18 protein-coding genes are annotated in these 17,271 nt (G+C 68.3%); 12 read left to right on the forward strand and 6 right to left on the reverse strand.

The window, feature by feature from the left end:
• Positions 1-66: 66 nt before the first annotated feature.
• The 7 genes from ACWEIJ_RS27910 (at position 67) to ACWEIJ_RS27940 (ending at position 7,421) form a co-directional block, all read left to right on the forward strand.
• Positions 67-1,845, forward strand: a complete 1,779-nt coding sequence (locus ACWEIJ_RS27910; RefSeq protein WP_449840200.1) for an ABC transporter family substrate-binding protein — start codon at positions 67-69, stop codon at positions 1,843-1,845.
• Between the two features lie 115 nt (positions 1,846-1,960).
• Positions 1,961-2,959, forward strand: coding sequence for an ABC transporter permease (locus ACWEIJ_RS27915; protein WP_449840201.1), 999 nt, complete (start codon positions 1,961-1,963; stop codon positions 2,957-2,959).
• A gap of 28 nt (positions 2,960-2,987) precedes the next feature.
• Positions 2,988-3,884, forward strand: coding sequence for an ABC transporter permease (locus ACWEIJ_RS27920; protein ID WP_449840317.1), 897 nt, complete (start codon positions 2,988-2,990; stop codon positions 3,882-3,884).
• Entirely contained in the window at positions 3,884-5,065 is a 1,182-nt protein-coding gene (locus ACWEIJ_RS27925; protein ID WP_449840202.1) for an ABC transporter ATP-binding protein, read from the forward strand. The genes ACWEIJ_RS27920 and ACWEIJ_RS27925 overlap by 1 nt, the downstream gene beginning before the upstream one ends.
• Positions 5,062-6,054, forward strand: coding sequence for an ABC transporter ATP-binding protein (locus tag ACWEIJ_RS27930; protein ID WP_449840203.1), 993 nt, complete (start codon positions 5,062-5,064; stop codon positions 6,052-6,054). The genes ACWEIJ_RS27925 and ACWEIJ_RS27930 overlap by 4 nt, the downstream gene beginning before the upstream one ends.
• Positions 6,055-6,163: 109 nt before the next feature.
• Entirely contained in the window at positions 6,164-7,000 is an 837-nt protein-coding gene (mshB, locus tag ACWEIJ_RS27935) for an N-acetyl-1-D-myo-inositol-2-amino-2-deoxy-alpha-D-glucopyranoside deacetylase (RefSeq protein WP_449840204.1), read from the forward strand.
• The gene (locus ACWEIJ_RS27940; RefSeq protein WP_449840205.1) at positions 6,990-7,421 is read left to right on the forward strand and encodes a hypothetical protein; all 432 of its coding nucleotides are present in this window, start codon (positions 6,990-6,992) and stop codon (positions 7,419-7,421) included. Before mshB ends, ACWEIJ_RS27940 begins: the two co-directional genes overlap by 11 nt.
• On the opposite strand, the gene ACWEIJ_RS27945 is transcribed toward ACWEIJ_RS27940, so the two are convergent.
• Positions 7,397-8,182 carry a GNAT family N-acetyltransferase gene (locus tag ACWEIJ_RS27945; RefSeq protein WP_449840206.1) on the reverse strand — a complete coding sequence of 262 codons (786 nt, stop codon included), beginning with the start codon at positions 8,180-8,182 and terminating at the stop codon, positions 7,397-7,399. The genes ACWEIJ_RS27940 and ACWEIJ_RS27945 overlap by 25 nt on opposite strands.
• A gap of 94 nt (positions 8,183-8,276) precedes the next feature.
• Between ACWEIJ_RS27945 and fdxA the strand changes: the two genes are divergently transcribed.
• Both fdxA and dapC read left to right on the forward strand, forming a co-directional pair.
• The gene (gene fdxA / locus ACWEIJ_RS27950) at positions 8,277-8,603 is read left to right on the forward strand and encodes a ferredoxin (protein WP_355445994.1); all 327 of its coding nucleotides are present in this window, start codon (positions 8,277-8,279) and stop codon (positions 8,601-8,603) included.
• On the forward strand, positions 8,600-9,709 hold the full coding sequence (dapC, locus tag ACWEIJ_RS27955; protein WP_449840207.1) for a succinyldiaminopimelate transaminase: 1,110 nt from the start codon (positions 8,600-8,602) through the stop codon (positions 9,707-9,709). Before fdxA ends, dapC begins: the two co-directional genes overlap by 4 nt.
• 74 nt (positions 9,710-9,783) lie before the next feature.
• On the opposite strand, the gene ACWEIJ_RS27960 is transcribed toward dapC, so the two are convergent.
• From ACWEIJ_RS27960 to ACWEIJ_RS27970, 3 genes are all read right to left on the reverse strand, one after another.
• Positions 9,784-10,689: a hypothetical protein gene (locus ACWEIJ_RS27960; protein WP_449840208.1), complete on the reverse strand. Its 906-nt coding sequence runs from the start codon at positions 10,687-10,689 to the stop codon at positions 9,784-9,786.
• 90 nt (positions 10,690-10,779) lie between these two features.
• A complete protein-coding gene (gene dapD, locus ACWEIJ_RS27965; protein WP_449840209.1) occupies positions 10,780-11,736 on the reverse strand; it encodes a 2,3,4,5-tetrahydropyridine-2,6-dicarboxylate N-succinyltransferase in 957 nt (318 codons plus the stop codon).
• 33 nt (positions 11,737-11,769) lie between these two features.
• Entirely contained in the window at positions 11,770-12,183 is a 414-nt protein-coding gene (locus ACWEIJ_RS27970) for a hypothetical protein (RefSeq protein ID WP_449840210.1), read from the reverse strand.
• A 60-nt stretch (positions 12,184-12,243) separates the two neighbouring features.
• Between ACWEIJ_RS27970 and dapE the strand changes: the two genes are divergently transcribed.
• From dapE to ACWEIJ_RS27985, 3 genes are read left to right on the forward strand one after another with little or no spacing between them, the layout of a single operon-like run.
• Positions 12,244-13,311: a succinyl-diaminopimelate desuccinylase gene (gene dapE, locus ACWEIJ_RS27975; protein ID WP_449840211.1), complete on the forward strand. Its 1,068-nt coding sequence runs from the start codon at positions 12,244-12,246 to the stop codon at positions 13,309-13,311.
• Positions 13,312-13,328: 17 nt separating this feature from the next.
• The gene (locus ACWEIJ_RS27980) at positions 13,329-14,105 is read left to right on the forward strand and encodes an LOG family protein (RefSeq protein WP_449840212.1); all 777 of its coding nucleotides are present in this window, start codon (positions 13,329-13,331) and stop codon (positions 14,103-14,105) included.
• Entirely contained in the window at positions 14,105-14,638 is a 534-nt protein-coding gene (locus ACWEIJ_RS27985) for an LOG family protein (RefSeq protein WP_449840213.1), read from the forward strand. Before ACWEIJ_RS27980 ends, ACWEIJ_RS27985 begins: the two co-directional genes overlap by 1 nt.
• Here ACWEIJ_RS27985 and ACWEIJ_RS27990 read toward each other — a convergent pair.
• The gene (locus ACWEIJ_RS27990) at positions 14,609-15,661 is read right to left on the reverse strand and encodes a winged helix DNA-binding domain-containing protein (RefSeq protein WP_449840214.1); all 1,053 of its coding nucleotides are present in this window, start codon (positions 15,659-15,661) and stop codon (positions 14,609-14,611) included. The two genes, ACWEIJ_RS27985 and ACWEIJ_RS27990, sit on opposite strands and share 30 nt — an antisense overlap.
• A 10-nt stretch (positions 15,662-15,671) precedes the next feature.
• Positions 15,672-17,165, reverse strand: a complete 1,494-nt coding sequence (locus tag ACWEIJ_RS27995) for a CocE/NonD family hydrolase (RefSeq protein ID WP_449840215.1) — start codon at positions 17,163-17,165, stop codon at positions 15,672-15,674.
• Positions 17,166-17,271: the final 106 nt, after the last annotated feature.

Consider the following 17,271-nt stretch of genomic DNA (forward strand, 5'->3'; position numbering starts at 1 on the left):
CATCTCGGTCATGGGCGTGCATGCCGATCTGGCCACGGCCGCCCAGTGCTAGGAGGGCACGTGTCGATGAGGAGAACCAAAGCAATTCCGGCGATCGCGCTGATTTCGAGCGCGGCTCTCGTGCTGGGTGCCTGCGGTGGCGGTGGCGGTACCAACAACTCCGACGCTGGTGACAACAGCATCGCGGGGATGGCGACGGCCCGCGGTGAGTCCGCGGACGGTTACACCGCGCCGGACACCAAGGAGAGCGACCAGGTCGTGGTGTCGACGGACAAACCGTTCACCTCGTACAACAACGCGACCGAGGACGCCAACCAGTCCTACAACACGTTCGCGCTGGTTCTCGTGCAGCCGGGTGCGCACATCATCAACGGCAACAACAAGGTCATCCTGAACAAGGACGTCATGGAGTCGGTCGAGGTCACCTCGAAGTCTCCGCAGGTCGTGACCTGGAAGCTGAAGAAGGGCGTCAAGTGGTCCGACGGCGAGGCCTGGGACTGCGACGACCTCTACATGGCGTGGTTCACGCAGAGCGAGCAGGCGAAGAAGGCTGACGGCGGCAAGTACTTCAAGCCGGCCAGCACCACCGGCTACGACCTGATGACCGGTCAGTGCAAGGACGACCAGACGTTGGTCGGAACGTTCTCCGAGCCGTACCCGGACTACGAGGACATGTTCAACACGGACATCCTCCCGGCGCACATCCTCGAGAAGGCGACCGGTGTCGCCGACATCACCAAGATCACGAAGGACAGCCCGGCCGCGGACATCCAGAAGGTCGCCGACTTCTGGAACGAGAAGTGGAACGGTTTCAGCAAGGACCTCATGCCGGGTGCGGGCCCCTACGTCCTGACCGGCTTCGAGCCGAACCAGTCGGTGACGCTGGAGCGCAACCCGATGTGGGCCGGCAAGCCCGGTGGCCCCAAGAAGATCATCCTGAAGGCGATCCCGGACCCCGTCGCGCAGGCGCAGGCGCTGGAGAACGGTGAGGTCGCCGTCAACTCCATGGCCCAGCCCGACGCGAACGCCGCGACGAAGCTCAAGAGCCTCAACGCCCAGGGCGTCACGTTCGGCTCCGGTCCCGGTCTGTCGTTCGAGCACCTCGACCTGCAGATGAAGAACCCGGTGCTGGCCAAGGAAGAGATCCGCAAGGCGTTCTTCATGTGCGTCAAGCGCCAGGACATCATCGACAAGCTCATCACCGAGGTCCAGTCCGACGCCAAGCCGCTGGGCAGCCTGCTCTTCTTCCCGAAGGACGAGGGCTACAAGGACAACTACGCCGACAAGGCCAAGGGTGACCCGGCCGCGGCGAAGAAGATCCTCGGCGACGCGGGCTGGACGCAGGGTGCCGACGGCGTGTTCGCGAAGGACGGTGTGCGTGCCTCCTTCCGGATCAGCCACACCGACATCCCGCGCCGCAAGCAGACCGTCGAGCTGATCCAGGGCCAGTGCAAGGAAGCCGGCATCGAGGTCAAGGACGACACCGACGCGAACTTCCTCGACGAGCGCGTCTCGAAGGGCGACTACGACGTCGCGCTGTTCGCGTGGTCCGGCTCGCCGTTCAAGAGCCCGAAGAAGTCGATCTACGAGACCGGTGGTGGCCAGAACTGGTCCAACTGGAGCGTGCCGAAGGCCGACGCGGCCCTGAAGACCGCTGTCTCGCAGACGTCGATCGCCGACTCGCTGAAGTACTTCGCCGACGCGGACGTGGCGCTCTCCGAGCAGTACCTCTCGCTGCCGCTGTTCCAGATGCCGAACATGTGGGCCTTCAAGGGACTCGACCGCGTGTACTTCCAGAGCTACTTCGGTGCGCTGTGGGACGCCAACGAGTGGCAGACCAAGTGACCGTGCTCGTCTGAAGTGCCTGAAGTGCGCCCTGAAAGTGCACTAACGCCTGACCGGGCGGGGCCGGACCACGAGTCCGGCCCCGCCCGGGCCGGGTTTCCCCTAGGAGCTCGTCGTGATCCGCTACATCATCCGGCGCCTGCTGATCTCCATACCCATCCTGCTGATCGGCAGTTTCGCCTGTTACGTCCTCGTCGCCACCGCCGGCAACCCCTTGGCGGAAATGCGATTCCGGCCCAACGTCACCGAAGCCGACATCAAGGCCGCCGAGATCTCCCTCGGCCTCGACAAGCCGGTCGTGGTCCGCTACTGGAACTGGCTCACCGACTTCGTGTCCGGTGACTGGGGGAAGAGCATCGCCCTCGGCCAGGCCAAGACCGAGGTCTTCCCGGCCGTCACCGAAGCGCTGTGGACGACCGGGCGGCTCGTCATCGGCGCGGAACTGCTCGCGCTGACCCTCGGTGTCGCGGTCGGCGTGCTCGCCGCCGTGCGGCAGTACTCGCTCTTCGACTACCTCGCCACCAGCACGGCGTTCCTGATGTTCTCGATGCCGATCTTCTGCGTCGCGGTCATCGTGAAGAACTACGGCATCCAGTTCAACAACGTGCTGGAGTCGATGGGGCTGCAGCGCTGGCTCACCACCGCGGGGCCGCGGCCGGGAGGCTTCAGCGGCAGCTTCGGTGACGTGATCTTCAAGTACACCGGCACGTTCCTGCTGCCGACGATCGCGCTGATGCTGATCAGCTTCGCCGCGTACAGCCGGTTCGAACGCGCCTCGATGCTGGAGATCCTGCACTCGGACTTCGTGCGCACCGCGCGGGCGAAGGGCATCTCGCAGAGCCGGGTGATCTTCAAGCACGCGTTCCGCAACGCGCTCATCCCGGTCGCCACGCTGTTCTCGCTGAACTTCGGTGCCGTGCTGTCCGGCGCGATCATCACCGAGACGGTGTTCGGCTGGGCCGGCATGGGCACGCTGCTGGTGAGCTCGGTGCGGCAGTTCGACCCGCCGATGCTGATGGGCTGGCTCGCGGTAACCGCGACGCTGATCGTGCTGTTCAACCTGGTCGCCGACATCGTGTACGGCATCCTCGACCCTAGGATTCGCCTTGGCTAACATCAACTTGGCGTCCGAGGGCGGCGTGGTGAACAGCGCTCCCCGGTCCGACTCGCACGAGTTCGACGCCACCAAGACGCGCACGCAGGGGCAGCTCGTCCTGCGGCGCTTCCTGCGCCACCGGCTCGCCATGGTGAGCCTCGGCGTGTTCGTCTTCCTCGTCCTGTTCGCGTTCCTCGGCCCGCTGATCTGGACCTACGACTTCGAGGACGTGTCCAGCAAGTCGTACCTGCCGATGAGCGGCGCGCATCCGCTCGGCACCACGCAGGTCGGCAAGGACATGCTGGCGCTGCTGATGCGCGGCACCGGCTACTCGCTGCAGATCGCGTTGATCGTGGCCGCGCTGGCGACCGCGATCGGCGTCGTTTTCGGTGCGCTGGCGGGATATCTGCGCGGGTTCGTGGACGCGGCGCTGATGCGCCTGGTCGACCTGCTGCTGATCATCCCGCAGATCGCGGTCGCCGCGATCGTGGTCAAGGGGTTCTCCGGCAGCTGGTACGTCGTCGCTCTGGTGCTCTCGGCGTTCGCGTGGATGCAGATCGCCCGCATCACCCGCGGCGAGACGCTTTCCTTGGCACAGCGGGAGTTCGTCGAGGCGGCACGGGCGTGCGGCGCCACCACGTCGCGGATCATCTTCAAGCACCTGGTGCCGAACATGATCGGCAGCATCACGGTCAACGCCACGCTGGCGGTCGCGACCGCGGTGCTCACCGAGGCCGCGCTTTCGTTCCTGGGACTGGGAGTTCAGCCCCCGGACACCTCGCTCGGCGTGATCGTGCTGGAGAACTACGGGCAGTTCCTGAACCGGCCGTGGCTGTTCTGGGGTCCGTTCATCGTGCTCGTGTCGCTCTCCCTGGCCGTCAACTTCATCGGTGACGGTCTGCGCGACGCGTTCGACCCGAGGCAGACGAAGGTGCGTGCTTGATGACGAGTGTTTCCGAACTGTCGGAGGACTTCCTGCCCTCCGACGACAGCGCCACCACCGCACCGCTGCTCTCGGTCAGGAACCTGTCGGTCACGTTCCCGACCGACGACGGCGACGTCCGGGCGGTGCGCGACGTCTCGTTCGACCTCAACTCCGGCGACGTGCTGGGGATCGTCGGCGAGTCGGGCTCCGGCAAGTCCGTGTCCTCCATGGCGATCATGGGCCTGCTGCCCAAGAACGCGATCATCGAAGGCTCGATCCGCTACCGCGGTGAGGAGCTGAACGGCCGCACCTACAAGCAGATGCAGCCGTTCCGCAGCAAGCACATCTCGATGATCTTCCAGGACCCGATGACGTCGCTGAACCCCGTCTACACCGTGGGGTGGCAGCTCGCTGAGACCTATCGCGCGCACCACGACGTCTCCAAGAAGGCGGCGTGGGCCAAGGCGGTCGAAGCGCTGGAGCTGGTCGGCATCCCGCAGCCGGACAAGCGCGCGGCCCAGTACCCGCACGAGTTCTCCGGTGGCATGCGGCAGCGCGTGGTCATCGCGATGGCGATCATCAACGACCCCAGCGTGATCATCGCGGACGAGCCGACCACCGCGCTCGACGTGACGGTGCAGGCGCAGATCCTCGACACCATGCTGCGCATCCAGTCCGAGACCGACGCGGCGATCGTCATGATCACGCACGACCTCGGCGTGGTCGCGGGCATGGTCAACCGCGTGCAGGTGATGTACGGCGGCACCGTGGTCGAGTCCGGCCCGGTCGACGACGTCTTCGAACGCCCGCGAATGCCTTACACGGTGGGACTTCTGGGCTCGGTGCCGAACCCGGCCACGCTGGGCAAGCGGCTCACCCCGATCAAGGGCGCACCGCCGTCGCTGGTGAACCTGCCGACCGGCTGCTCGTTCTCGCCGCGCTGCCCGCTCGTCGCCGACGTGTGCCACGAGTGGGAACCGCTGCTGGAGGAGGCCGGCGCCGCGAACCACACGACGCGGTGCCACCGCTGGGAGCACCTGGCGACGATCGAGGCGCCGCAGCGGTTGTTCCTGCACGAGGAGATCGGCTCGATCGAGAACCCGGCGGTGTTCGCCGAGGCTGAGCCCGACAACTCGCTCGAAGTGACCGCTGTGCACGGAGATCTGGCTTCTGAACTGTCCGATGAGGAGGCGAAGTGACCACGCCGTTGCTGGAGGTCACCGACCTCGTCAAGGAATTCCCCGTGCGGGGCAAGGGGATCATCCCGCGCAGCATCGGCACGGTGCAGGCCGTGTCGGGTGTGTCGTTCGCGCTGCACGCCGGTGAGACGCTCGGTCTGGTCGGCGAGTCCGGTTGCGGCAAGTCCACGACCGGGCGCGCGATCCTGCAGCTGCACAAGCCGACCTCGGGCTCGGTGAAGTTCGAGGGCCGTGAGCTCACGGCCATGAGCAACAAGCAGCTGCGGCCGTTGCGCAAGGACATCCAGATCGTCTTCCAGGACCCGTACGCGTCGCTGAACCCCAAGTGGCAGGTCAACGACATCATCGCGGAACCGTTGCGGATCCACGGTGTCGAAGGTGGCGTGCAGCGGAGGGTCAACGAGCTGATGGAGCTCGTCGGCCTGAATCCCGAGCACCGCAACCGCTACCCGCACGAGTTCTCCGGCGGTCAACGGCAGCGCATCGGCATCGCGCGCGCTTTGGCGCTGAACCCGCGGTTCCTGGTGCTGGACGAGCCGGTGTCCGCTTTGGACGTCTCGGTGCAGGCCGGTGTCGTGAACCTGTTGGAGGAGCTGCAGGAACGGCTCGGGCTGGCGTACCTGTTCGTGGCGCACGACCTGTCGGTGGTGCGGCACATCTCGGACCGCGTCGCGGTGATGTACCTCGGCAAGATCATCGAGATGGGCGAGCGCGAGGCCATCTACACCAGGCCGATGCACCCGTACACGCAGGCCCTGCTGTCCGCGGTGCCGATGCCGGATCCCAAGCAGGAGCGCAAGCGTCAGCGGATCGTGCTGACCGGTGACGTGCCGTCGCCGGTCAACCCGCCGTCGGGCTGCCGGTTCCGGACCCGGTGCTGGAAGGCCCAGGACATCTGCGCCACCGAAGAACCGAAGCTGGAACTGCGGGGTGGACCGGACGGAACGCTGTCCGCGTGCCACTTCGCCGAGGAACGCTCACTCGTCTAGCGGTCACGGTGAAGGGTGCTTTCATCCATCCGAGGTGGATGAAAGCACCCTTCATCGACAAAACGACCTCCGGGGCGTGCGCTGCTCACACAGCCTTTACTCTTTTCCGGTGACGCTGACTGCCCCACCACGGTTGCTCTTCGTGCACGCCCACCCGGACGACGAGAGTCTCTGGACGGGCGGCACCATCGCGCGCTACGCCTCCGCGGGCGCGCACGTCACCGTCGTCACCTGCACACTGGGGGAAGAGGGCGAGATCATCCCGCCCGCGCTGGCGCACCTGGCCGCCGACGCCGCCGACCAGCTGGGCGGGTACCGCGTGGGCGAGCTGAGATCAGCGTGCGCCGCGCTCGGTGTGACGGACCACCGGTTCCTCGGCGGCATCGGCAGGTGGCGCGACTCCGGCATGGTCGACGTGCCGTCCAACGCCCACCCGCGCGCGTTCATCCAGGGCGCGCTGGAAGACCAGACCGCCCAGCTGGTCGAGATCCTGCGCGAGGTCAAGCCGCAGGTCGTGGTGAGCTACGACGCGTTCGGCGGCTACGGCCACCCGGACCACATCCGCGCGCACGAGATCACCGTGGCCGCGTGCGCCCAGGTCTCGGACGTCGAGCGGGTCTTCTACGCGGTGACGTCCCGCGACGCCACGAACGCCGGTGTGGCCGCGCTGGAGAACGTTCCCGAGGCGTTCCGGCTGCCCGAGCCGGGCGAGCTGCCGGTGACGCCGGATGAAGAGATCACAACGGTTGTGGACGTGTCCGAGCACCTGACGGCCAAGCGCCGTGCGTTGCGTGCACACTCGACGCAGGTCAGTGTGTGGGACGGCGGGTACGCGTTGTCGAACAACATCGCGCAGCCCCTGGTCGGCGCCGAGTTCTACGTGCTGGCCAAGGGCTCCGCGGACGGCGCGGCCACAGATCTGTTCGGAGGACTGGGTGATCGGTAGCGTGCGAGTGTTCCTGCTGCTGCTTCTGTGCGTCGAGGCAGCAGCGCTCGCCGTGCTGGAAACCATGTTCCTGCCGCTTCGCTTCGACGGCACGCTGCTGCCGAAGCTGGGCGACTTCCCGTTCCCCGTCATGATCGCCGCGGCCGCCCTCACCACGCCGCTGCTGGTGCAGTGGGCGGCCTCGGTCTCCGAGCACGTCTTCACCGCCGCGCTGCCGCTGATCACCTGGTTCCTGACGATCATGATCTTCGGTTACGCCGAACCCGGCAGCACCAGGGAGACGGTCGTGCTGCTGCAGGACTGGCGCGGCCTGCTGATGCTCGCGGGCGGCGCGTTGACCGGTGCGGTGGCGTTGGGGGCCGTGATGGCGCGCAACGCGGCCAACCGGCCCGGCCGCTACGAGCCCGCGGGCACCCAGTAGCGGTAGCGGTGGTGCTCGGTGCAGCCGAGGTCGGTGTAGAGCCCGATCGCCGCCGAGTTGTGCTCGGCCACCTGCAGCACGCACGTCGTGGCGCCCTGCTGCAGCCCCCAGCCCGCCAGCTCGCCCATCAGCTGCCGCGCCAGGCCCTTGCGGCGGTGTGACGGCCGCACGGCGAGGCGGGCGACGTGCAGCACGTCCTCGACGACGGCACCCCGCACGGCCGCGACCACGGTGTCGTTCTCGGTGCCGTCCTCGGTGAGACTCGCGAAGCACACGACCTCGCTGGAACCGAGCACGTGTCGTTGTGCGGCGGAAACCTCGGATCCGGCCGTGAGTTCCCACCATCCGGGAAGGTCACGGCTTTCCGTCGCGCCGTCGGCGAACTTCTCCAGCGGACCGGTCATCACCAGCGACTCCGCACCACCGGGGTGATCGAGGTCGACGATCCAGCCGGCGTCGCGGATCGCTCGTTCGCAGCTCGACCCGTTCACCACGTGCGCGGTGGGTTTGATGCCGTGCTCCCGCGCGAACCCTTCGGCGAGGGCCAACGCGTCCGGAACAGGCATTCCGGGATCACCGCAGGTCAGCGTGCTGTTCGCGCGGCCGGTGAACCTGTCGGCGGCGCGCATCGACCAGTCTCCTAGCGGAACTTCGGTCAGGGCGGGCCATGCTCGCGCGCAGAGCGATTCCAGGTGATCCACGGTGTGCACGCGTTCATCCTGTCCCAAGCCCGTCCCAGCAGATGGAGTGACGTGGAACACCGTGCAGCTAAGGCAAGCCTGACCGGGTGATACTCGAACGTGCCGCGTACTCTCCGGCTTGCGCGGTGTGGACCAGAGGAAGTTGGAGAGCGCAGTGACCTATGTGATCGCCCAGCCGTGCGTGGACGTGCTCGACAAGGCGTGCATCGAAGAGTGCCCCGTCGACTGCATCTACGAAGGCGACCGGATGCTCTACATCCACCCCGACGAGTGCGTGGACTGTGGTGCGTGCGAGCCCGTGTGCCCGGTGGAAGCCATCTACTACGAGGACGACGTCCCCGACGAGTGGAAGGACTACACCAAGGCGAACGCGGACTTCTTCAACGAGCTCGGCTCGCCCGGTGGCGCGTCGAAGGTCGGCAAGGTCAGCGCCGACCCGGAGTTCGTGAAGGCGCTCGAACCGCAGGCTGAGGGGCATTGATCATCGACCCGAAGGGCCGGCGCAGGGGGCCGGCCCTGCCGGACTTCCCGTGGGACTCGCTGTCCGACCACGCCGCCAAGGCGCGCAAGCACCCGGGTGGCGTGGTCGACCTGTCCGTCGGCACGCCCGTCGACCCGGTTCCCGCGGTGATCCAGTCCGCGTTGTCGTCCGTCGCCGACATCCCCGGTTACCCGACCACCCACGGCACCCCCGAGCTGCGTGCGGCCTTCGTGGCGGCCGTGGAGCGCCGGTACGGCGTCGTCGGGCTGTCGGAGCAGGCCGTGCTGCCCACGATCGGCTCCAAGGAGCTGGTGGCGTGGCTGCCGACCCTGCTCGGCGTCGGTCCGGGCGACGTCGTGGCCGTGCCGTCCGTGGCGTACCCGACCTACGAGGTGGGCGCGCTGCTGGCGGGTGCCTCCGTGGTGCGTCTTGCCGACGGTGAACTGCCGCCCGCCGGCACGAAGCTCGTGTGGCTCAACTCGCCGTCGAACCCCACCGGACGCGTGTTGTCCGCCGAGCAGCTGCGCGACGCCGTCGCCGCGGCCCGCGCGGTCGGCGCGGTGGTGGCCTCCGACGAGTGCTACCTGGCGCTGCCGTGGGAAGCCGCGCCGGTGTCGGTGCTGCATCCGTCCGTTGTGGACTCCTTCGACGGTGTCCTCGCCGTGCACTCGCTGTCGAAGTCGTCCTCGCTCGCGGGCTACCGGGCCGGGTTCGTCACCGGCGACCCGCAGCTGGTCGCGGAGCTGCTGGAGCTGCGCAAGCACTCCGGGATGATCGTGCCGCGGCCGGTGCAGGAGGCCATGCGGGCGGCGCTGGAGGACGACGAGCACGTCGCCGAGCAGCGTGCCCGGTACCTCGCCCGGCGCGAGGTGCTCAAGCCCGCGCTGGAGGCGGCCGGGTTCACGGTGTCGCACTCCGAGGCGGGGCTCTACCTGTGGTCGTCGCGCGGTGAGGACGCCTGGGAGACGATCTCCTGGCTGGCCGACCGCGGGATTCTCGCGGCTCCCGGCACGTTCTACGGACCGGCGGGTGCCCGGCACGTGCGGATCGCGCTCACGGCGACGGATGAGCGGATCGCGGCCGCCGCGGAACGCCTCAAGGCCTGAGGGCTGAGCGGCTGAAGGCCTGAGGGTTGGGCGACCCGCTGAGCGGCTCGGCGTGGGAACCGCGGTCGTGCGCCTCAAGGCTTGAGGGCTGACCACACCCGGCGGGTGAACTGGTTCGGCGGCACCGCGTCCGTCGTGAGCCGGACGCTCGTGCTGATCGAGTCCCCGCTCAGCCCGAGGCCGAGCACCAGGTGCCAGTGCAGGTCCCAGAGGTCGGAGAACGCCTCCAGCTCCACGTCGGCGTCCGCGCTCACGTGGAGCACGGCCGGTTCCGCGACCCGCACGACCCGCTCGACCGCCCGCACGTCACGCGTGTTCGTGCGGAAGCTGAACGCCAGGTCGACCGTCTCGCTGTCGAGCCCGTACGTCGCGTACGAGTGGCAACGGTGGTGCGGCAGGGACAGCGGCTGGTTCGTCTCCAGGTAGAGGTCACCCTCGAACCGCAGCGTCGGCGAGTGCTGGCTGAGCGTGGCGCGGGCGCTGACGAACTCCCAGCCCGGCATGTCCAGCTTGGGCACCAGCAGTTCCAGGACCTCGCCTCGGCGAGCGGATCTCGTGCGTTCGCCTGAGCGCCAAGGGATTTCCCGGCTGTAGGGCTCCTTCTTGGTGACGAAGACGTACGGCGCGTTGTCCGTCTGCAGCGACAGCACGACGACGGTTCGCCTTGGCGCCCAGTCGAACGCGACCGTGGTGAGCCCCGGCGCGACACCGTCGAAGTGGCTCTCCACCTTGGGCCACCAGCTCGACAGCTCCTCCGCCGGCGCGCCCTTGACGTAACGGCCCTTCTCGTCGACGCCGACGATCCACATCGCCTCCGACCCGCGCGCGGCGTTGCAGAGCGCGGCGATCTGGCGTGCGGCCTTGCCGTGGTCGATCGGCCACTGGGTCTTGAACTCCACGAAGGAGTCCTCCGACTGAGCCCCCTGCAGGGCACGCTCGATCGCGGCGCGAGCGTTCAACTCGAGTCGCTGTTTCAGCACGTGCACCTCCCTGAGCCGGCAAGGGCCCAGCCTGCCGCAGCAGTCCGGGCCCCAGGCACTGTATTTGTCCTCCTAGAAGCGGCTTGTGCCTCAGTCGTTCGCGTGCAGCGCGGCGTTCAGTTCGACGCCGGTGCCCTTGCGCGGCTTCACCAGGACCGTGCCGCTCACCGAGTCCCGGATGAACAGCAGGTTGGACTGGCCGCTGAGCGACAGGGCCTTGACCACCTCGCCGTCCGGCAGCGTCACCTTCGTGCCCGCGGTGATGTACAGGCCCGCCTCGACCACGCAGTCGTCGCCGAGCGAGATGCCCAGACCGGCGTTGGCGCCCAGCAGGCACCGCTCGCCGACGCTGATGACCTGCTTGCCGCCACCGGACAGGGTGCCCATGATCGAGGCGCCGCCGCCGACGTCCGAGCCGTCGCCCACGACGACGCCACCGGAGATGCGGCCCTCGACCATGGAGTTGCCGAGCGTGCCGGCGTTGAAGTTGACGAAGCCCTCGTGCATGACGGTGGTGCCCGCCGCGAGGTGGGCGCCGAGGCGGACGCGGTCGGCGTCGGCGATGCGGACGCCGGACGGGACCACGTAGTCGACCATGCGCGGGAACTTGTCGATGCCGTAGACGGTCACCGGGCCGCGGACGCGCAGGCGCGTGCGGGTCTGTTCGAACCCGTCGACCGCGCATGGGCCGTGGTTCGTCCACACGACGTTGTTGAGCAGGCCGAAGAGGCCGTCCAGGTTGGCGCCGTGCGGCTTGACCAGGCGGTGGCTCAGCAGGTGCAGCCGCAGCCAGATGTCGTAGGTGTCGGCGGGGGCCGCGGTGAGGTCGATCGCGACGCGCACACCGACGACCTCGACGCCGCGTTCGAGGTCCTCACCGAGCAGCTTGGCGGCCGACTCGCCCAGGGCCTCCGCGATCTCCGCGGACGACACGCGGGACGTGCCCAGGTCCGTCGTCTCACCGAGGGCGGGGGACGGGTACCAGGTGTCGAGGACGGTGCCGTCCGGGGTCACAGTGGCCAGGCCGATGCCGTATGCGGTGCTCACGGGCACCCAGCTTAGTCCGCTCGCGGGGTGGGATCAGTCCGGGACGTCCGCGGAGAAGTAGAGCGATCCCAGGTCACCCCTGGTGGCGATCAGCGCCTCGTTGCACTTCGACTGACGGGCGTCGGTGCTGCCGATGTTGTCGACCTTCACCTCACCGCAGCGGTGCGCCTCGAAGTCGCCCACCGCGGTCATCAGCCGGGGCAGCACCGCGCTGACGTCCTCCTGGACGCGCTTGCCCTGCAACGCCCGGTCGAGCTTGCGGGTCATGGTGCTGACGCGGCTCACCCAGCCCGCGCAGTCGGCGGGGGTGCCGCTGTGCTGGGAGCCGCACGGGGCCGCGAAGAGGGTCCTGATCTCACCGCACTGCCGGTCGCACGCGGCCGGTGCCTCGCCGCAACCGGTCGCCATCAGCAGCAGAGTGATCACGAGCAGTGTGCGTTCGATCACGCAGCGCACGGTATCGGCTGAACGGCCCAGCGCCCAAGCGGGCTGAGTAGGGTGAACGCCGTGTCCGACACCCTTGATCTGCTCGCCGACCCGATCGACCTGACGACCGCGCTGGTGGATGTGCGCAGCGTGTCCGGGGAGGAGGCGGAGATCGCGGACCTCGTGGAACGGTCGCTGCAGCTGCACGCGCCCCACCTGGAGATCACCCGATCGGGCAACGCGGTGCTGGCGCGCACGAACCTCGGCAAGGATCGCCGGGTGGTGCTGGCCGGGCACCTGGACACCGTGCCGATCAACCAGAACTTCCCGAGCCGTCGCGAGGGCGAGATCCTGCACGGCTGCGGCACCGTCGACATGAAGGGCGGCGACGCGGTCATGCTCGCGATCGTGGCCCTCAGCCAGAACGCGCGCCACGACCTGACGTTCGTCTTCTACGACTGCGAGGAGATCGAGGCCGAGCGCAACGGGCTCACCCGGATCGAGCGCGAGCTGAAGGACTGGCTGCTGGGCGACCTCGCGATCGTGTGCGAACCGTCCAACGGCACGGTCGAGGCCGGGTGCCAGGGCACGATGCGGATCGAGATCAGGACCACCGGAAAGCGCGCCCACACCGCCAGGGCGTGGATGGGCCGCAACGCCATTCACGGCATGGGCGAGGCGTTGCGCAGGCTGGAGGCCTACGAGCCGCGGCAGCCCGAGATCGACGGCTGCCGGTACCACGAGGGCCTGCAGGCCGTGAAGATCAGCGGTGGCGTCGCGGGCAACGTCGTGCCGGACGAGGCGGTGCTGACCGTCAACCACCGGTTCGCCCCGGATCGCACGGTGGCGCAGGCGGAACAGCACCTGCGCGAGGTCTTCGACGGCTTCGACGTCACCGTCACGGACTTCGCGGCCGGCGCGCTGCCCGGGCTGAACGCGCCCGCCGCCCAGGAGCTCGTGCGGGCCGCGGGAGGCACCCCGGTGGCCAAGCTCGGGTGGACGGACGTGGCGCGGTTCGCGGCGCTCGGCATGCCCGCCGTCAACTTCGGACCGGGCGATCCGACGCTGGCGCACACGCAGGAGGAGAACGTGCCGGTACGTCAGATCACCGGTTGTTTCGACGTGCTTAAGCGATTTCTGCTTGCCTGATCACTAGTATCTCAGTGATGACGAAAGACGAGAACGGCGTGGTGGACGAGCGTCCACTGGAGAAGATGCGCGGGCCGGTCGTGCTGCGCAGAGAACGCCGGGACGAGCTCACCACCACCGACCAACGCCTGCTGGACTCGCGCGGGCCTTCTGACTGGGTGCACACGGATCCGTGGCGGGTGCTGCGGATTCAGGCCGAGTTCGTCGAGGGCTTCGGGGCGCTCGCCGAGGTGCCCAGCGCGGTGACGGTGTTCGGTTCCGCGCGCACCGGCAGGGACCACCCGGAGTACCAGATCGGCCGGGACCTCGGCGCGGCGCTGGCCCAGGCCGGGTTCGCGGCGATCACCGGTGGCGGACCGGGTGCCATGGAGGCCGTCAACCGCGGGTGCTCCGAGGCCGGCGGGTTCTCGATCGGGCTCGGCATCGAGCTGCCGTTCGAGCAGGGGCTCAACCCGTGGGTCGACCTCGGCGTGAACTTCCGCTACTTCTTCGTGCGCAAGACGATGTTCATCAAGTACTCGCAGGCCTTCATCTGCCTGCCCGGCGGGTTCGGCACGCTCGACGAGCTGTTCGAGGCCCTGACGCTGGTGCAGACGAAGAAGGTCACGAAGTTCCCGGTCGTGCTGTTCGGCACGCACTACTGGCAGGGCCTCTACGACTGGATCAAGAACTCGGTGCTGGAGGGCGGCAAGGTGGGCGAGAAGGACCTCGCGCTGCTGCACCTCACCGACGACATCGAGGACGCGGTGCGCGTGGTCAAGGAAGCGCACCAGGCATGGGCGGACGCGCACTGATGTACGTAGCTGTGTACTGCGGCAGCCTGTCGACCGTTCCGCAGAGCTACATCGACCTCGCCGCCGAGGTGGGGCGCCAGATCGCGGCACGCGGCTGGCACCTCGTGTGGGGCGGTGGGCAGACGTCGATGATGGGTGCGGTGGCACGGGAGGCCCGCGCCGGTGGGGCGCACACCTACGGGGTGATCCCCAAGGGGCTCGCCACCAGGGAGATCGCCGACCGGGAGTCGACCGAGCTGCACGTGGTCGACACCATGCGCGAGCGCAAGAAGATGATGGACGACAAGGCGGACGCGTTCCTCACGCTGCCCGGTGGCATCGGGACCGCCGAGGAGTTCTTCGAGGTGTGGACGTCGCACGTGCTCGGCATGCACGCCAAGCCGGTGGTGCTGCTGGACGTCGACAACCACTACAAGGGGCTCGTCGAGTGGCTGACCGAGTTGCGGGACAAGGGTTTCGTCTCGCACGCCGCGTTGAAGTCGCTCGTGGTGACCGACGACGTGTCAGTCGCTCTTGACGCTTGCGTCGGCTAGTCCCTTGGCCTGAGCCAGGAGCTGGGCCTCCGGCAGGAGATCCGGCAGCGGGCGGTACGGCGTGGCCGTCACCTCGAACCGCTTGCCGGAGACCACCCTGCCCTGCCAGGAGCCCGCGATCTCGCCGTCCACCAGGATCGCCCCGCGCCGGCCGAGGATGCGGAAGATGTCCTTCTGCGCGGCCTTGTCCGGCAGCAGCAGGTCCCGGTCGCGGGCCTGCAGGTACGGGTCGGTCGGCGGCAGCAGCCGCACGTCCGGCGGTTCGGCGTCGACGATCTCCACGTCCTCCGGCAGCCATGCCCGCTGCCCCTCGACGGACACCTCGACCAGGCCCTCGGTCGGCCACTGCTTCTTGACCTCACGGGTCGTCGTGCCGAAGTAACCGGCCACTTCGGACGGTCCCGCCGGTCCGTGCAGGCTCAGGTACCGGTGCACCAGCTCGTGGAAACCGGCCGTCTTGCGCGGCACGACCGGCCAGCCGTGGATCCGTTCGAACGTCACGGTCTTCTCCTCCGGGAGGATCCGGAGACCGGCCGGGAGCGCGCCGAGGCGGAAGATCGGGTCGCTGACGTGCTCGGTCCCGCAGCCGCGGCACGGTTCGACGGTCTGCCTGGGCGCCAACGGGGTCAGCGCCTTGCTGACGTCGCCCTTGGTCATCGGCTTGGTGACGATCGACCGCATCGCCGTGGCGATGTGCCGCAACGACGCCACCATGTCGTCGACCTTGGGACGCGCGGCACGCGCTCGTGCGTCGGCGTCGCTCCACGGCCACAGCGCGCGGGCGAACGCCTTCAGCTCACCCGCGCGGTGCAGATGAGGAGCGCCTCGTACGGACCAGGTGACGGTGAACTCGTCCACCGAGGGATCGTGCAGCCGCGCGGCGAGGCTCAGCAGGGCCGAGCCGGAGGTGTTGTCCTGGACGCCCAGGGAGAACACCGCCAGCTCGGCCGCGCTTGCCACCCGCCGGTCCAGCTCGTGCTGGTGGATCCGGTGGAAGAGCACCTGCTGCCGGGTGAAGTCCACCCGGACATTCTTACGCCTTGGGCACCGTCAAGCTCGACGGTCCGAACGTGACGGTGGCACCACGTGTCGATTCCGTGACATAGCGCGGGTCGACCGTGTCGATCACCAGTGCGATCCGGTCGCCGGCGCCGACGTTCCACACGGTCGGCTCCAGTTCCACGTCGAGCGTCTGCGTGCGGCCCGCACCGGTCACCTTGACCGGCTTGTGCGTGATCAGCGAGCCCAGGCCGAGCGGCCCGACCTCATACAGGTAGGCGAACAGCGTGGTGGTCTCGGCGCTCGGCGTCACGGTCAGCCGGAGCTTCGGCGTGCCCGCGAGCGTTGCGCCGTTCGGGTACTGCGGTCCGTTCCACACGCCCGCGAGGTTGCGGTCGACGAACGGCAGCGAGACCCCGGTCGGGATGTTCAGGAACCCTTGCAGCGCACCGGAGAGCAGGATCGTGCCGCTGTCGGCCACGGTGTTCCAGCCGGCGTGGATGCGTTTGCCGTCGAGCTCCATCGTGTCCACGGCACCGGACGGCCACGAGGCGAACTTCCGCCACGTGCCGCCGTTGTTGGGCTTGAGCTGCACCGGTTGTTCCGCGTCGATGCCGTTGGCCGTGCCCTTGACGTAGCGGTCGAACCAGCGGCCGACCGACTCCCAGATCTCGTTGGGCAGCCCGGCCGCGCCGAAGAGCTCGGCGGTGGCGTGGTCACCCGGCGAGAGCATGAGCCGCTTGGGGCCGGTGAGCTTCGAGTAGAAGTCCGCGACCTGGCCCGGCGCGAAGATGCCGTCGTTCCAGGCGTTGCCGAGCAGCACCGCGGTGCCGTTGGCGTTGATCTGCGCGATCTTCGAGGCGGCCGAGCGGCCCGCGGAGATCGGCAAGACCTCGGAGAACCTGCCGTCGTGGTAGGCGTCCTCGGCCTCGTTCAGCACGGGACCGGGACGTCCGGTCGCGTGTCCCGCGGCGAGCAGCACTTCGACGGCCTGCTTGTTCACGGTGTTGTTGGGGTAGAGCGAGCGGGCCAGGTCGGTCCACGTGCTCAACGCGGCCGCCGCCTTGATCCGCTTGTCGTTGGCCGCCGCCAGCAACGACTGCCCGGCGCCGTAGGAGATCCCGGCGACGCCGACCTCGCTGCCGTCGGCGTGGGCGTTGGCGATGGCCCAGTCGATGACCTTGCTCACGTCACCGACGGTGTCCGGACCGGCGATGTCGATCTCGCCGCCGGAGTCCCAGAAGCCGCGGCTGGTGTAGCTGACCACGACGTAACCGGATTCCTTGGCGAGCTTGGCCGCCGCGCCGACGTACTCGATGTTCGGCACCGCCCAGCTGGACGGCATGACCAGCAACGGGAACGGCCCGTTGCCCCGTCCGGTCGGTTCGACGACGAAGGCCTTCAGGGTGGTGCCACCGACGCCGGAGATCGACTCGTAGGAGATCTGGTGTCCGGGTGCCGCGATGGCGGCCGGAGCACCGAGCAGGGTTGTGAGGAGTACCAGGACTGGAACAAGTGATCGTCGCACGCTGGTCCTCCTTGACCATGACGTAGATCACACAGGGTTGTTACTGCGGAGTAAAGCAGATTGCTACTCGCCGGTAGCAAGCCGTGTGAGCCAGCTCACTGTTTTA

Source organism: Lentzea sp. NPDC004789 (assembly GCF_053601075.1).

Excerpts from the sequence above, each read along its gene's own strand:
- ACWEIJ_RS27910 (WP_449840200.1), top strand. The coding sequence starts at position 67 with ATGAGGAGAACCAAAGCAATTCCGGCGATCGCGCTGATTTCGAGCGCG.
- ACWEIJ_RS27925 (WP_449840202.1), top strand. The coding sequence starts at position 3,884 with ATGACGAGTGTTTCCGAACTGTCGGAGGACTTCCTGCCCTCCGACGAC.
- ACWEIJ_RS27985 (WP_449840213.1), top strand. The coding sequence starts at position 14,105 with ATGTACGTAGCTGTGTACTGCGGCAGCCTGTCGACCGTTCCGCAGAGC.
- ACWEIJ_RS27980 (WP_449840212.1), top strand. The coding sequence starts at position 13,329 with ATGACGAAAGACGAGAACGGCGTGGTGGACGAGCGTCCACTGGAGAAG.